The following is a 14,384-nucleotide window of genomic DNA, read 5'->3' on the forward strand; positions in this document are numbered from 1 at the left end:
GCTGGAGTTCGGCGTCCCCGATGAACGGCAGCCCGGCCTTGCGCGCGGCCTTGCGGGCGGCCAGAGCGTCGTTCCACACCATGCGGGCACACCCGAACGTTCTGGCGAGCGTCTGCCGCTGAGAGGCGTCGGGGTAGAGCCGGTAGTTGTAGCGCAGCTTCACCCTGGCCACCTCCCACCCGCCAGCCACGATCACCCCAGCCGATAATCGAACACATTAGCATCTGGCCTATGAGCCAGGAAGTGGAATACCGACGAGGCAGAAACGTGGTTTCCGCCATGCATATCCATTTGGTCTTTGTCACCAAATGTCGCAGAAACGTGTTCGGCGACGCGATGCTGCGCCGCTGCCAAGACATCACGATCGAAGTGTGCGACAGTTTCGAGGCCGAGCTGCGCGAGTTCAACGGCGAGGACGACCACGTTCACCCGCTCGTGCACCACCCGCCGAAGGTCGTCATCAGCAAAGTGGTCAACTCGTTGAAGGGAGTCTCCTCCCACTACCTGCACAAAGAGTTCACCGGACGAGTCAACCGGGCCATCATGCACGGCCACTTCTGGTCCCCGTCCTACCTCGCCGCGTCCTGCGGCGGAGCACCACCATCGATCATCAAGCAGTACATCGAACAGCAGCGCCGACCGATCTGACGCCCTGGGCCCGCGCTACGCGCTCCGGTCTGTCCCGCCTCCGGCGGGCCATCCCCTGACGGGGACGCATTTATCCCGCCCTGAAGGACGGGGCCTCCTGCGGTTTCTCGGTAAGTTTTGTCGCCGCAGCCCTCTAGCGTCCCGGGCAGTCGATCAAGCTCGGCATACCTGGAGAAGGACGGACATGACCTACCTCGAACTGTCTGAGGACGGCGGCGGCTCGCACAAGTTCTACGAGGTGACGTGGCTTACGACAACTCCCTGAGCTGCCTGCGCGACCTGCGGGCGCGCGGCGTCAAGGCCACGCTCACGGACGTCGGGGACATCGACCACATGACCTCGGCGTTCCTGCCGCTGCCTTGGGTGCTCGACTGGTTCGGCGGGGTGCGCGGAGGCGATCGATAATCGGGGTGTGCACCGGCCATCCAGGCGATCACTCTTCCTGCTCACCGGCGTGGCCGTGGCGGGGGCGGCAGGGGCCTTGGTCCCTGCGCGGGCCGCGTACACGCCGGACGACTCCTTCATCCGTTTACGCCGCCGGTGGCGCGACGTCAGCGCCGGAACCGGCTACGACCCGGGGGCTCAGCCGTACCGCGACCGGCTGGCCGCGCTGGGCAGGGCGGCCGCCCGCCACCGCGACACCATGGCGCCCTCGCCCGCCTCGCTCTGGCCCGACCAGGTCTTCCCCTCCCACGTGGCCACGCCGCGGCGGCTGCGGACCATGGCCCACGCCTACGCGCTGACCGGCGACGACAGCCTGGCCGCCGCCGTCGCCGCCGGCATCGACCACTACCGCCGCCACGTGTACGCCGCGGGCGCCGACCAGGTAGGCAACTGGTGGCACTGGCAGATCGGCATGCCCAAGGCGCTGCTCGACGCGGCCGTGCTGATCGCCCTGGACGGGCCCAGGAGCACGGCCCTGCGCGACGCGGTCGACCACTTCGTCCCAGAACGGCTTCTCGGCCGCTACGACGGCAACAGCACCGGGGCCAACCGCGTGGACCTGTGCGTGGTGATGCTCCTGCGCGCCATGCTCGGGTCCGACCACGGCAAGGCCGACCTGGCGGCCTCGGCGCTCGCCCCGGTCTTCCGTTTCGTCGGCGAAGGCGATGGGTTCTACAGGGACGGGTCGTTCATCCAGCACACGTATGTCCCTTACCAGGGCTCCTACGGAGTGTCACTGCTGTCGGGGCTGGCGACGTTGTTCGCGGCGCTGCGCGGCACGCCGTGGCAGGTCGCCGACCGGTTCGTCTTCGACATGGTGGAGCGCTCGTTCGCGCCGTTCGTGCGCGACGGGTTCGTCATGGACCTGGTGCGCGGGCGCGCGATCAGCAGGCGACCCTACGGCGACCATGACAAGGGACGCGAGCTGGCCGCCTCGATCCTGCTGCTCGGCGACGCCGCCCCGGCCGCGCAGCGGGCCCGCTGGCAGGCCATGGTCAAAGGATGGGCGGTGCGGAACACCTACCGGCCGATGCTGGAGCACGCCGAGCCCGCTTTCCACGCGCGGCTGAGTGCGATCATGAAGGACGACGCCGTCCCGGCCGCGCCGGAGCCTGTCGGGCACCGGCTGCTGCCCATGAGCGCCCGCGCCGTGCACCGCAGGCCCGGCTGGTGCGCGGCGCTCAGCATGGCCTCACATCGTGTCGGGCACTACGAGCACGGCAACCGCGAGAACCCGCGCGGCTGGCACACCGGCTCGGGGATGCTCTACTGGTGGGCCGACGGCCACGGCGACCAGTACTCCGACGCGTTCTGGGCGACCGCGGACCCCTACCGGCTGCCCGGCACGACCGTCTCCACCCTGCGGCTGCCCGACGGCGCGGGCGCGGCCTGGGGTGACACGCGCACCCCCTGGCGGTGGGTGGGCGGGGCCACGGACGGCGTGTACGCGGTGACCGGCCAGCACCTGAGCGGCCTGGAAAGCACGATGGAGGCGTTCAAGTCGTGGTTCTTCCTCGACGACGCGGTCGTCTGCCTGGGCGCGGGCATCACCGCCCGTGACGGCGTGGCCGTCGAGACGATCGTGGACAACCGCAGGACCGGCGCCGCGCTCACCGTCGAGCCGGGCTGGGCCCATATCGAGGGCCACGGGGGCTACGTCGTCCCCGAGGGGCTGCGCACGCTGCGCGAGAGCCGCGCGGGCGGCGGCGTGACCCGCGACTACGTCACGCTCTGGCTCGACCATGGCGTCGATCCGCGCGCGGCCGGCTACGCCTACCTGCTCCTGCCCGGCGCGAGCAGGGAACGCACGCGGGCGCGGGCCGCCGACCCGGGCGTGCGCGTGCTCGCCAACACGGCCCGTCTGCAGGCCGTCCACGTGCCCGCGCTCGGTCTCACCGCGGCCGCCTTCTGGAACGCCGGGACCGCCGGCGACCTGACCGCCTCGGCGCCGTGCGCGGTGCTGGTGCGCGACGGCGCGCTGACCGTGGCCGACCCCCGCCGCGACCTCGACGAGCTGACCGTGACGTGGCGCGGCGAGCGGCACACGTTCGGCCCGCTGGCCGGCCGCGAGGGCGCTTCGATCACCGTGCCGCTCGCCTGAGGTCAACCGTTGCGCAGCACCTGGCGCAGCGTTTGCGCGAACTCCCTCGGCCGGCCGATGAAGCCGCCGTGGTCGCCGGGGAACACCACCGGCGGCGTGCCGAGCAGGCCGGCCAGCGCCTCGGACGTCCGGTAGGTCACCAGCGCCTTCGAGTCCTCCCCGACGCCCACCACGATCCGCGCGGGACCGGTCTTCAGCGCCGCGACGTCGGGCACGTACCGGGTGGTGCCGCGCAGTTCGTGGGCGAAGAAGCGGGCGCCGTCGGCCATGGCCTGCTCCGACGGCTCACCGTGAGGGCCCTCGTCGTCTTCGGCGAACCCGGCGTTGCCCATGAACTTCTCGAAGGCCGCCCACAGTCCGTCCCGGTGGAAGGTCTCGATCATGTCGTCGGTCGCGGCCCGCTGCTCGGCGGCGTCGGGGAGCAGCTCCAGGCAGGGCGGCTCGTGCGCGACGACCGTACGCACCCGGTTGGGGTGCCGGACGGCCAGCGCCAGGCACGTCACCGCGCCGCCGCTGCTGCCGAACACGTCGGCGGACTCGGCGCCCAGCGCGTCGAGGATGGCGGCGACGTCGTCCGCGCGCAGTTCGGGCGTGGAGTCCTGGTCGGGGTCGTCGAGCACGCTGCCGGAGATGCCCCTGGGGTCGTGCGTGACCACGGTGTGGTCGCCCGCCAACTCCTCGGCCACCGGCGCGAAGTCCGCGGCGGCCATGGGCGAGCCCATCACCAGCAGCAGCGGGCCCGTGCCGCGTACCTCGTAGCGCAGCCGCACGCCGGGGATGTCAAGGATGTGAGCGGTCATGAACCCTCCTTCGTCGGGCCCATGTTTCCTTGCTTATTGATGACCTCGACAAGCTCGGTCATGGGGGATGGTCCTTCCTGCTGAGTAGTCACGCAGAAGAGACCTCGGCCGGAGGCGAAACTCATCGCGGGCGCATGAGGTGGCCGGTGATGTGGTCGCGGGCGACGGCGACGGCCCGCACCGTGAGGACGTCCACGTCGCGGGGCGGGCGGGTGTGCAGGGTGGCGTACCCGTGGGCGATGGCCACGTGCGCGTAGACGAAGTCGGTGGTCTCGGCCCACGAGGTGTCGGGAGGCAGGACGTCTGCGGCCAGGGCCATGAGCGTGTCAAGGAGCCGGCGGCTCTGCTCGTGGATGGTCTGGCGGTGCCGGCCGGAGAAGTCGTGGCCGTAGAGGAGGTCGAGCCCGGCGCGATGGGCCAGGACGTAGCCGGCGTAGGCCCCCGCGGTGGCGGCCAGGCGTTCGACCGGATCGGGGCCCGCGCGCTCCGCTGCCGCGATGGACACCTCGGTGAGGTCGGCGATGATCCCGGCCGCGCAGGCGGCCAGCAGCGCCTCCCGATCGGGGAAGTGGCGGTACGGCGCCGCCGACGACACGCCCGCGCGTACCGCGACCTTGGCCACCGAGAATCCCGCGACCCCCGTCTCGGCCAGCAGCGCGATGCCCTCGCGGACCAGCTCGGCACGCAGGTCGCCGTGGTGGTAGCCGCGCTTGGGCGGCGGGGTGCTGCTCACGGCGTCGATTCTGCCCCCCTCTCCAATGTTAGAGTGCTCTTACATTCATGGGAAGGATACGTGACATGCGGCAAAGGACACTTGGCAGCCAGGGCCTGACGGTCTCCGAGCTGGGCTACGGCGCCATGGGGATCTCCATGGCCTACGGGCCGTCCGACGAGAAGGAGGGGGCGGCGACCCTGCGCAGGGCCCACGAGCTGGGGGTGACCTTCTTCGACACCGCCGAGCTCTACGGCCAGGGAGCCAACGAGCGCATCGTCGGCGCCGCGCTCGCCCCCGTCCGCGACGAGGTCGTCATCGCCACCAAGTTCGGCTTCGACTTCACCGGCACCAGGGAGGGCGGCGTCGACAGCCGTCCTGAGCACATCCGCGAGGTCGTCGACAACAGCCTGCGCCACCTCGGCGTCGATGTCATCGACGTGCTCTACCAGCATCGGGTCGACCCCAACGTGCCGATCGAGGACGTCGCCGGCACGGTCAAGGAGTTCGTCGACGCGGGAAAGGTCCGCTATTTCGGGTTGAGCGAGGCGGGTGAGCAGACCATCAGGCGCGCGCACGCCGTGCAGCCTGTTTCGGTGCTGCAGACCGAGTACTCCCTGTTCGAACGCGACGTCGAGACGTTGCTGCCCGTCCTGCGCGAGCTCGGGATCGGCTTCGTCGCGTACTCGCCGCTCGGCCGCGGCTTCCTGACAAGCAATGTCAAACCGGGCGCCGAGTACGACTCCACCGACATGCGAAGCTGGGACGCCCGCTTCCAGCCCGGCAACTACGAGAAGAACATCGAGGCCACAGAGAAGCTGACCGACCTGGCCGCGACCAAGGGCGCCACCGTCGCCCAGCTCGCCCTGGCCTGGCTGCTCGCCCAGGGCGAGGACGTCGTCCCCATCCCCGGAACCCGCAGCGTCACGCGCCTGGAGGAGAACGTGGCCGCCGCCGGCCTCAAGCTCGACGCCGCCGACCTCGAACGCGTCGCGGAGATCCTCCCGAACGGCGGCTTCGGCGCCCGCTACCCCGAGAACCACCTGCCCCACTGGCACTGAGCGGCGATCCGCCTGCCTCCAATTTTGTCCAGGTTTCTTGACAATGACGCTTGACCCGCCATGTGCGTGTCTGTTGCGCTAACTTGGGTAATCGGAAGATCGCGAATTGGAGGCATGGCATGCCGGAGCAGGGCGGTGGCGCGTCGACGGGCATCGACGTCACCCGGCCGAGCGTCGCCCGCATGTACGACTACTACCTCGGAGGAAAGGACAACTTCGAGATCGACCGTGAGGCCGTGCGCCGGGTCGAACAGGCCATGCCCGAGATCCGCCAGTTGGCCAGGGAGAACCGGGCCTTTCTGCGGCGCGCGGTGCGCCACATGGCCAGGCAGGGAATCAGGCAGTTCATCGACATCGGCTCCGGACTGCCCACGGTGGGCAACACGCACGAGATCGCCCAGCAGATCGTCCCGGACGCCCGCGTGGTCTACGTCGACAACGACCCGGTCGTGCTGCAGCACGGCCGAGCGATCCTGGCGACCGACGACAAGACCACGGTGGCCGCCGCCGACATGCGGCGTCCTGAGGAGGTTCTCGGGCATCCCGAGACGGTCAAGCTGATCGACTTCAACGAGCCGGTCGGCGTGCTGATGATCGCCATGGTGCACTTCATCACCTTGGACGAGCGGGAAGCGGTCATGGGCCGGCTGCGCGACGTCCTGTCCTCTGGCAGCCTCTTCGCGGCGACCCACTGCACCCGCGACGGCCACTCGGCGGACGCGGTCGCCCAGATCGAGGCCGTCTACGCCGCCACGCCGACGCCGATCTTCTTCCGCGAGCACGCGGAGGCCGCCCTCTTCTTCGACGGGTTCGACCTGATCGAGCCCGGCCTGGTCACCCTCGACGTCTGGCATCCCGACCCGGACGACCCCGCCCCCGAGGGCACGAAATGGCTGCTCGGGGGCGTCGGCCGCAAGCCGTGAGTCAGGGGCGCGGTACGGCGACGCCGCCGTACCGGTCCCAGCCCTTGGAGATGCGGTCGTGGTACTTGACCGCCTCGGCCGCGTCTCTGACCCAGTCCCATTCGCCGGTTGCGGCGCGTACCGGATAAGTCTGGATCTGCTCGGCGACGCGTTGCGCGTCGTCGAGCCCGTCCCAGATGAGCTGCCGCATCTTCCTGGTCCGCTGCGCCTCGTCCCGGACATAGAGCCGGTACCCGAAGTACGCCGCCGCGACCGCCCGGTGCAGCCTGGCGGTCAGCACCGTGCGCTCGAAGTACGCCTTGAGCTGCCGGAAGTGCTCCGGCGACAGGTCACGCCCGGCCTTTTCTATGTCGCGCAGCGCGCTCTGCGCCACGCGCACCCCGTGGTCCTTCTCCGCGAGCACGTAGCGCAGGTACGCGGGCGTCAACTGGTCGCCCGGCGTCACCCACCCCCTGTCCAGCACGTACTGCGCCTCCCTGGCCAGCGTGGGGTCGCTCTTGCAGGCGGCCGGCGACAGGTGGTTGACCACGTCGGTCCAGAAGTGGAACCGCCTGTTCACGCCATGACGGACGTAGGTGACGGGCGGGTCGATCCACTTGCCGGAGACGCTGCGGTGGTAGCTCGAACAGTACGGCTCGTAGTCCAGCCTGGAGTGGTTCGCGGTGTTCGTGCCCAGGGTGTAGAGGACCGAGGTGACGATCTCGTACGACTTCGACAGCGCCGAGGCGACCTCGCGCGCGGCCTTCTTCCCGTACGTCCGCTCCGCGAACTCCCGGTAGATCGTCTCCACGCTCACCTTGGGGTCCTCCGAGGCCCTGGCCAGCGCGTACAGATTGATCTCCGTGGGCGTGCCGACGATGCTCGAATCGGCGTAACGGTCGGTCCTGGCCACGTAGCCGATCACGTTCGGCAGCCGCTGGTAGGCGCGCAGCCGGTCGACGTGTTCCTCCGGCCAGGCGTTCGCGATCTTCCCCTGGCCGTTGTACTCGCCCGCCGCGTCGTACTCGACGAGCACCGGCCGGTTGATCCGCGAGATCGTGGAGTCGTTCGGGTGGGTGAGGAAGAAGTCGTGCGGCGTGGCCTTGGCCATGACCTTGACGTCCGGGTTGCGGACCAGCTCGATCGCGCCGATCGTCCGCTCCATCTCCTCGGGGTAGTAGCCGAACGTCCGCAGGTAGAGCCCGAGCCCGCGCTCGTTGACGATGACCTCGGCGACCTGGTCGACCAGGTAGGCCAGCTTCTGCTCGGCCGTGGTGAGCTTCGCCGAGTGCTGCCGCTCCACCCGCGCGCCGGTCTCGATGAAGGTCAGGACGACCGAGTCGACGTCCGGCACCAGGTCGAGCATCTGCCGGTAGTCCTGGCGGAACCACTCCCAGAAGGCCGGATCGTCCAGGTCGATCGTGCCGTCGGGACCGGTGCGGAACTCGGCGGGATAGTAGTCCAGGTCGTAGAGCGAGTGGTCCCAGATCGCCACCTCGCCGATCCCGGCGTCGTGGGCGGCCTTGGTCAGCCGGTTGGCCTGCGCCCGCTTGGCGGGCTCGCGCACCTCGCGCAGGTCGTGCACGATCTCGTGGCTCAACTGCAGATGATTGATCTTGTACGGCTTCGCGGCGGCGATGACGGCGTCGGCCCCCGCGTCGCTGTCCGACAGGATCGTCCAGCCGCGTACCCGTCCCGCGTCGTCGGCCTGCGCGGGCAGCGCCACCCCGGCCGTCGCCAGCAGGATCAGGGCGGCGATGAGCTGCCTCACTGCTCCACCCCGTTCACGAACACCTTCCGCATCACCAGGTCGTCGGTGAAGGCGATCTTGTTCGGGCCTGCCACGTTCGTGAACGCGCACCGCTCCAGCCGCACCCCGGCCAGGTGGTCGCTCTCCAGGCCGACGAGGTTCAGCACGGCGTCGGCGCCATCAAGCTTTGTCCGTTCCATCCGGATGTCGCGTACCGACACCGGCTCCGTGCCCTGCTCGTTGCTCGCGTAGGCCATGTTGACGAACATCACCTCGCGGTCAACGTTCCTGCCGGTGAAGTCGCGTACGTGGACGCCCTGGATGAAGCCGCCGCGTTTCTTGCTGGCCTTGATGTAGACGGGGTACTTCACCGGGTAGTTGCCGGGGAAGTCCGGCGAGTTGATCACACACCGTTCGGCGAACACGTTGCGGACGCCGCCCGACATCTCGCTGCCGACCGTGATGCCGCCCCAGCGGCCCGAGAACAGGCAGTCCTGGACGACGATGTTCTCGCTGGGGACGCCCACCCGCCTGCCGTCGGCGTCACGTCCCGACTTGACGGCCACGCAGTCGTCGTTGGTGTTGAACCGGCAGCCGTGGATGTGCACGTAGGACGACGACTCGGGGTCGCAGCCGTCGGTGTTGTAGAGGGTGCTGACGACGGTGATGCCGCGTACGGTGACGTTCGTGGACAGGACCGGGTTCACGGTCCACATGGGCGGTTCGAGGATCGTGACATCACTAACCAAGATGTCCTGACATTTCACGAACTGCACCATGGCTGGGCGCAGGTAGTGCCCCGCGCCGAACACGCGCTGCTCGACCGGCACGTCGTCGTCGCCCATCCTGCGCAACTCCCGCTGGTCGGCGCCCTGGGGGCCGCTGTTGGCGTACCAGCTCTCCCACGGGCCCTGCCTGGCCTGGCCGTCGAGCACGCCCTTGCCCGTGACCGCGATGTTGCGCTGGCCGAGGGCGTAGATGAAGGGGCTGTAGTTGTAGCACTCCGTGCCCTCCCAGCGGGTGAAGACGACCGGCAGGTACGCGTTCGGATCGGTGCTGAAGGCGATCACGCCGCCCTCCGACACGTGCAGTTCGACGTCGCTGAGCAGGTGGATGGCGCCGGTGAGGAAACGTCCTGGCGGGACCACGACCCGGCCGCCGCCCTTGCGGTGGCACTCGGCGATCGCCGCCTTGAACGCGGCCGTGCAGTCGGTCGTGCCGTCACCCACGGCGCCGAACGCGGTGACATCCCATCTTCGGTTCCTGAATCGAGGGGGCCGGATCTTACGCAGGATGCGCGGCACCTCGTGCCAGGGATCAGCTGATTCGGCCTCGGCCTGCGCCGACATGGTTCCGGGGACAAGGGTGGCCGCGGTGAGAGCTCCGCCGGCCTTCAGTAGAGATCGTCGAGAGGGCATGGTCACCACCAGGGGGTAGTGGAGACATCGGATCTCTGGAGCGTAAATGCTTCTCTGTCGGAATTCAATTCTTGACGAAGTTAATTGTGAGGGGATGGGGTGTCCGTGAGGATTGATCGGGTTCGTGGTACCGCAGTCGACGGCAGCGTGGTGAGAATGTCGGCGAGGGAGACCCCGGCGAGGCTTCGCCGCCACGCTTCGTGCGCGTCGGCCATCTTCTCGGCGATGACGCAGGTGCGCAGGCACTGTTCGGGCGGCAGCGCACCCCGTCCTTGCTGGCGGATCTCGCGGCATTCGTACGGCGAGGAGGCCCCGTCCACGGCCTCGACGATCTGCAGCAGCGTGATCTCGGAAGCGGGCCGCCCGAGCCGGAACCCGCCTCGCGGCCCCGTCGTCGCGGACAGCACACCGGCCTTGACGAGCGCCTGCAACTGCTTGGCGAGGTAGGGGGCGGGCAGGTCGTAGTAGCCGGCGAGTTGTGCCGCCGACGCGGTGGCTCCCGATTCGAGTTGGGCCAGCGTGGCGGCGCAGTGCAACAGCCATTCGGTGCTCACGGGCAGCTTCACGGCACCCATCCTATCGCGGACATTGCGGATCTGTTTAGTCCGAGATACTGTTCCGAGGGAAACAAGGGAGGAAGAGCCATGCGGATTGCAGTCGCGGGTGCGACGGGGAACATCGGGTCACTGACCGTCGCCGCCCTCCAGCGGGGCGGCCACGACGTCGTGAGCATCAGCCGTTCGCTCGGCGTCGACCTGGTGAGCGGCGAAGGGCTCGACGACGCCCTCAAGGGTGTGGAGGCGGTCGTCGACGTCACCAACGCCCCGGCGGTCGACCGTGACAAGACGGTGGCGTACTTCACCACCACGACGCGCAACCTGCGGGCGGCCGAGGAACGGGCCGGCGTCCGTCACCATGTGCTGCTGTCGATCGTGGGGATCAGGACGATCGAGGGCAACGCGCACTATGCCGGCAAACGAGAGCAGGAACGCCTGGTGGCCGAGGGGCCGGTGCCGTGGACGATCGTCCCCGCCACGCAGTTCCATGACTTCGCCGCGATGGTGACGAGCTGGACCGAACAGGACGGCGTCGCCACGATCGCACCGCTGCTCGTGCAGCCGATCGCGCCGGCGGACGTGGCCGACATCCTCGCCGAGATCGCGGTCGGCGAGCCCCAGGGACGTTACGCCGACGTCGCGGGGCCCGAGACGCAGGACCTCGTCGACATGGCCCGCCGCACCAACCAGGCGCGTGGCCGACAGGTGAAGCTCGTACCGACATGGTCGGGTCTGTTCGGCACGGAAATGGCCGGCGACGTGCTGCTGCCCGGCGAGGGCGCCCGCCTCGCCCCGACGACCTTCGACGACTGGCTCGCCGAACAGCGCTGACACCGCTCAGAACGAGCCGCACCACACCGAGCGGTGCGGAACACGACGGGCCCTCGGCGCGGCCGACGACATCCTGGGCCGCGCCAGGTGGTCCGCATGCCTCTGCCCTTCTGAAGGCTCAAGGGCGAACCCGGCCGGCGAGAATGGGCTGGCCGGGTCCGGACAACTCGGCGACCACGCCGCGCCGACCGGCGATGACCATCAGCAGCGCCTCGGCCTTGCCTCGGGCCTCCGGGCCCTTGCCGGTGGACCAGTTCAGGTCGGTGGCGACCAGCCGCACGCCGCGTACCCGCCAGAACCCGCGGATGACCGGGGCGCTCAGAGCAAAGGGCAGGACGGACAGCAGCCGCTCTGGCGGGATGGCGCGCGGCAGACCCAGGGGGCGCCGGATGTCCTGGTGGTGGATCAGGCCGTCGGTCAGGGCGATCCTGCCGCCGAACGCCGCGGTCAGCCCGCGCGGTCGCAGATGCTCGGCCAGCAGCGCCTGCAACTCCTCAGGACTGCGGGTCGCGTAGTGCGTTGCTCCGACGGCGTTGACACGATCGGGCAGGAAGCGTCCGGCGGCGAAACGGCGCAGCAGGCCGCGTCCGTCCAGCTCCTCATAGCTGACCATGTGTGCCACGACGTCGCGCACCCGCCAGCCGTCGCACAGCGTCGGCGCCTCCCACTGCTGGGGGGACAGGGTCGCCAGGAAAGCCGCGAGGTCGCTCCGCTCGTCCTGCGCCAGCTGCATCAGGTCCATGGCGTACCGCCGTTCGTATCTGTCCGTATGTCGAGTTCGGCGTCGGGCATCTCGACGAGCGTACCCGAACATCCGGTCGAAGTCGTTGACCGCCGAAGCGGCAACGCCCTCGTCTAAGATCGATATCTTCGTCGGAAGCCGGATGCGAAGGAATGACGTGCCTGCACACGAGGAGATGGCCGCGCTCTACGGTCGCGAGAACCTCTTCACGGCCTCGGCGGCAGAGCTCGAGAAGTTCGCGCTCACCCCGAAGGACGCCGAAGCGCTGGGGGTCGTCGGGCTTCCCACGGACAGTTCCCCGTTCTTCACCACCCAGGTTGAGGGTGGTCCTGAGTTCCTGGCTGTCTTCGACGTCACCACCTCCAAAGGCGTGGACCACCGGGAGGTGGTCATCGGAGGTCCGCCGGGAGATCCCGGCATGCGGTTCTCGCTGAGCGCGTATGAGGGCTTCATCACGCTGATCCAGTTCGACGGGCCTCGCCCCAAAGGCGAAGTCGTGAACAACAACCTCGGCGAGTTCATCGAGTTCCTCTATCAGATCCGGCTCCACGAAACCCGCTCGGCCGACGACCCGGCCGTCCGCGACGAGTCCTTCCGCGAGTTGTCGAGCCGGCTGCGGGCCATCGACCCGTTCTCCTTCGAGCGGCCGGACGACTGGTGGTTCATGGCCCTGGAATTCATGCGAGGTTGAGGGCGGGCCTCACTTGCCATCCCAAGCCCGATGATCGGCTCGAAACCTACAAACAACACAATGCCGGACATCTAGCAATAAATCCCTCCCAGACTCGCCTCCAGCGATGACTTGGAGGTAAGTGTTGGGTTACAGCAGACGCGATTTCCTCTCCGCGGTCGGCGTCTCCGGCGGAGCAGGCGCGCTCTTCGCGACCATGGGCGCGCTCGGGCTGGCCCCGTCCGCCGAGGCGGCCGCGAAGGGAACCTTCGATCCGCCCCAGCCGTCCGACTTCTCACTCACCAGGCGGTCGGCGAAGAAGGTGGTGATCCTCGGTGCCGGGGTAGCGGGCCTCGCCACGGCGTACGAGCTGGGCAAGGCAGGGTACGACTGCACGATCCTGGAGGCCCTCGACCGGGTCGGCGGCCGGAACTGGACCATCCGCGGCGGCGACCGCGTGACCGAGCTGGACGGCTCCACGCAGGTCGCGAAGTTCGGTGACGGCGTCTACCTCAACGCGGGACCGGCCCGGCTGGCGCAGTGGATGGTCACCATGGACTACTGCCGCGAGCTCGGCGTGGACCTGGAGGTCTTCACCAACTCCAACGCCCAAGCCTACATCTACCACCAGAGCATGCCGGCCCCCGTCCGCTGGCGTACCGCCAAGGCCGACATGTACGGATATATCGCGGAGTTACTGTCGCGGGCGACCGACACGGGGGCGCTGGACGCCGCCCTCACCGCGCAGGACAAAGAGCGGCTGATCGCCTTCCTGTCGAGCTTCGGGGCGGTGGGCGACAAAGCATCCGGATTCAGGTACTCGGGAACCTCCCGCCGCGGCTACAGCCTGAACCCGGGCGCGGGCGATCAGCCGGGTACACCCCTCGGATCGGTGCCGTCCCTGTCGGAGGTGCTGGCGTGCGGTGTCGGGCAGCGGTTGTCGTTCGAGTTCGGCTACGACCAGGCGATGCTCATGTTCCAGCCGGTGGGCGGCATGGACGCGATCCCGACGGCGTTCGCCGGCAAGATCGGACGGCAGCGCATCCGGCTGCGGTCGAAGGTCACCAGGATCACCGATCTGCGGGACGGCGTCGAGGTGGAGTACCAGGACCGCCACGGCCGTACCCAGAAGATCAGAGCGGACATGTGCGTCGCGGCGATGCCCCCGCACGTCCTCGCCAAGACCGCGCACAACCTCGGCACGGAGGTCCAGGCCGCCCTCGCCACCCCGTCCGTCGCGAGCGCCGGCAAGATCGGCCTGGAGTACCGCCGCCGCTGGTGGGAGACCGACGAGGACATCTACGGCGGCATCACCGCCACCGACCTCGACCTGGCCACGATCTGGTACCCCTCCTACGGGTACGGCACGGCCCGCGGCCTGGTCGTCGGCTACTACAACTTCGGCGCCGAGGCCGACGCGTACGCGGCGCTGAACCCCGCCGACCGCAGGCGCCGCGCGATCGAGCAGGGCATGAAGATCCACGGTGCGAAGTACCGCGACGACCTGCTGTCGTCGGTCTCCGTCGCCTGGAAACTTCAGCCGCACATCGAGGGCGCGTGGGTGAGCTGGCCGTCCCGCCAGGGCGCCTACCAGCTCCTCAACGAACCCGCCGGCCACGTGTACTTCGCGGGCGACTGGCTGAGCTACATGATCGCCTGGCAGTCGGGCGCCCTGGAGTCCGCCCGCAAGGTCGTCACCGCGCTGCACCGGCGCGTCCTGAGCACCTCCTGAGAGAGGACACCCCCGC

At 69.1% G+C, this 14,384-nt stretch carries 15 protein-coding genes; 8 read left to right on the forward strand and 7 right to left on the reverse strand.

Features of this window, described 5'->3' with window-relative positions; genetic code table 11:
* A partial coding sequence (locus ACFOY2_RS51445) for a helix-turn-helix domain-containing protein (protein ID WP_379535511.1) occupies nt 1-190 on the reverse strand: 190 nt, incomplete at its 3' end.
* 41 nt (nt 191-231) lie between these two features.
* Here ACFOY2_RS51445 and tnpA point away from each other — a divergent pair.
* From tnpA to ACFOY2_RS51460, 3 genes are all read left to right on the forward strand, one after another.
* Nucleotides 232-648 carry an IS200/IS605 family transposase gene (gene tnpA / locus ACFOY2_RS51450; RefSeq protein ID WP_379535512.1) on the forward strand — a complete coding sequence of 139 codons (417 nt, stop codon included), beginning with the start codon at nt 232-234 and terminating at the stop codon, nt 646-648.
* A 243-nt stretch (nt 649-891) separates the two neighbouring features.
* Nucleotides 892-1,053: a hypothetical protein gene (locus ACFOY2_RS51455; protein ID WP_379535513.1), complete on the forward strand. Its 162-nt coding sequence runs from the start codon at nt 892-894 to the stop codon at nt 1,051-1,053.
* 7 nt (nt 1,054-1,060) lie between these two features.
* Nucleotides 1,061-3,193, forward strand: a complete 2,133-nt coding sequence (locus tag ACFOY2_RS51460) for a polysaccharide lyase 8 family protein (protein WP_379535514.1) — start codon at nt 1,061-1,063, stop codon at nt 3,191-3,193.
* A gap of 2 nt (nt 3,194-3,195) precedes the next feature.
* On the opposite strand, the gene ACFOY2_RS51465 is transcribed toward ACFOY2_RS51460, so the two are convergent.
* Together ACFOY2_RS51465 and ACFOY2_RS51470 are read right to left on the reverse strand one after the other, a co-directional pair.
* The gene (locus tag ACFOY2_RS51465; protein ID WP_379535515.1) at nt 3,196-3,993 is read right to left on the reverse strand and encodes an alpha/beta fold hydrolase; all 798 of its coding nucleotides are present in this window, start codon (nt 3,991-3,993) and stop codon (nt 3,196-3,198) included.
* A 121-nt stretch (nt 3,994-4,114) separates the two neighbouring features.
* Nucleotides 4,115-4,726: a TetR/AcrR family transcriptional regulator gene (locus ACFOY2_RS51470; protein ID WP_379535516.1), complete on the reverse strand. Its 612-nt coding sequence runs from the start codon at nt 4,724-4,726 to the stop codon at nt 4,115-4,117.
* A 65-nt stretch (nt 4,727-4,791) separates the two neighbouring features.
* Here ACFOY2_RS51470 and ACFOY2_RS51475 point away from each other — a divergent pair, with 65 nt between their 5' ends.
* Together ACFOY2_RS51475 and ACFOY2_RS51480 are read left to right on the forward strand one after the other, a co-directional pair.
* Nucleotides 4,792-5,766, forward strand: coding sequence for an aldo/keto reductase (locus ACFOY2_RS51475; protein WP_379535517.1), 975 nt, complete (start codon nt 4,792-4,794; stop codon nt 5,764-5,766).
* Nucleotides 5,767-5,885: 119 nt separating this feature from the next.
* Nucleotides 5,886-6,689 carry an SAM-dependent methyltransferase gene (locus ACFOY2_RS51480; RefSeq protein WP_379535518.1) on the forward strand — a complete coding sequence of 268 codons (804 nt, stop codon included), beginning with the start codon at nt 5,886-5,888 and terminating at the stop codon, nt 6,687-6,689.
* 1 nt (nt 6,690) lies between these two features.
* Here ACFOY2_RS51480 and ACFOY2_RS51485 read toward each other — a convergent pair whose 3' ends face one another.
* The 3 genes from ACFOY2_RS51485 to ACFOY2_RS51495 form a co-directional block, all read right to left on the reverse strand.
* Nucleotides 6,691-8,439: a hypothetical protein gene (locus ACFOY2_RS51485; RefSeq protein WP_379535519.1), complete on the reverse strand. Its 1,749-nt coding sequence runs from the start codon at nt 8,437-8,439 to the stop codon at nt 6,691-6,693.
* Nucleotides 8,436-9,836: a glycosyl hydrolase family 28 protein gene (locus ACFOY2_RS51490; protein ID WP_379535520.1), complete on the reverse strand. Its 1,401-nt coding sequence runs from the start codon at nt 9,834-9,836 to the stop codon at nt 8,436-8,438. The genes ACFOY2_RS51485 and ACFOY2_RS51490 overlap by 4 nt, the downstream gene beginning before the upstream one ends.
* Nucleotides 9,837-9,916: 80 nt before the next feature.
* Nucleotides 9,917-10,402, reverse strand: a complete 486-nt coding sequence (locus tag ACFOY2_RS51495) for an RrF2 family transcriptional regulator (RefSeq protein ID WP_379535521.1) — start codon at nt 10,400-10,402, stop codon at nt 9,917-9,919.
* Between the two features lie 78 nt (nt 10,403-10,480).
* Here ACFOY2_RS51495 and ACFOY2_RS51500 point away from each other — a divergent pair, with 78 nt between their 5' ends.
* Entirely contained in the window at nt 10,481-11,224 is a 744-nt protein-coding gene (locus ACFOY2_RS51500; RefSeq protein ID WP_379535522.1) for an SDR family oxidoreductase, read from the forward strand.
* Between the two features lie 118 nt (nt 11,225-11,342).
* Here the strand turns inward: ACFOY2_RS51500 and ACFOY2_RS51505 are convergent, their stop codons facing one another.
* Entirely contained in the window at nt 11,343-11,966 is a 624-nt protein-coding gene (locus ACFOY2_RS51505; RefSeq protein ID WP_379535523.1) for a maleylpyruvate isomerase family mycothiol-dependent enzyme, read from the reverse strand.
* 157 nt (nt 11,967-12,123) lie between these two features.
* Here ACFOY2_RS51505 and ACFOY2_RS51510 point away from each other — a divergent pair, with 157 nt between their 5' ends.
* A complete protein-coding gene (locus tag ACFOY2_RS51510) occupies nt 12,124-12,657 on the forward strand; it encodes an SUKH-4 family immunity protein (protein ID WP_379535524.1) in 534 nt (177 codons plus the stop codon).
* Between the two features lie 124 nt (nt 12,658-12,781).
* Nucleotides 12,782-14,368: a flavin monoamine oxidase family protein gene (locus ACFOY2_RS51515; RefSeq protein ID WP_379535525.1), complete on the forward strand. Its 1,587-nt coding sequence runs from the start codon at nt 12,782-12,784 to the stop codon at nt 14,366-14,368.
* The last annotated feature ends 16 nt before the right edge of the window (nt 14,369-14,384 follow it).

The organism is Nonomuraea purpurea (assembly GCF_042650645.1).
Classification (GTDB): domain Bacteria; phylum Actinomycetota; class Actinomycetes; order Streptosporangiales; family Streptosporangiaceae; genus Nonomuraea; species Nonomuraea purpurea.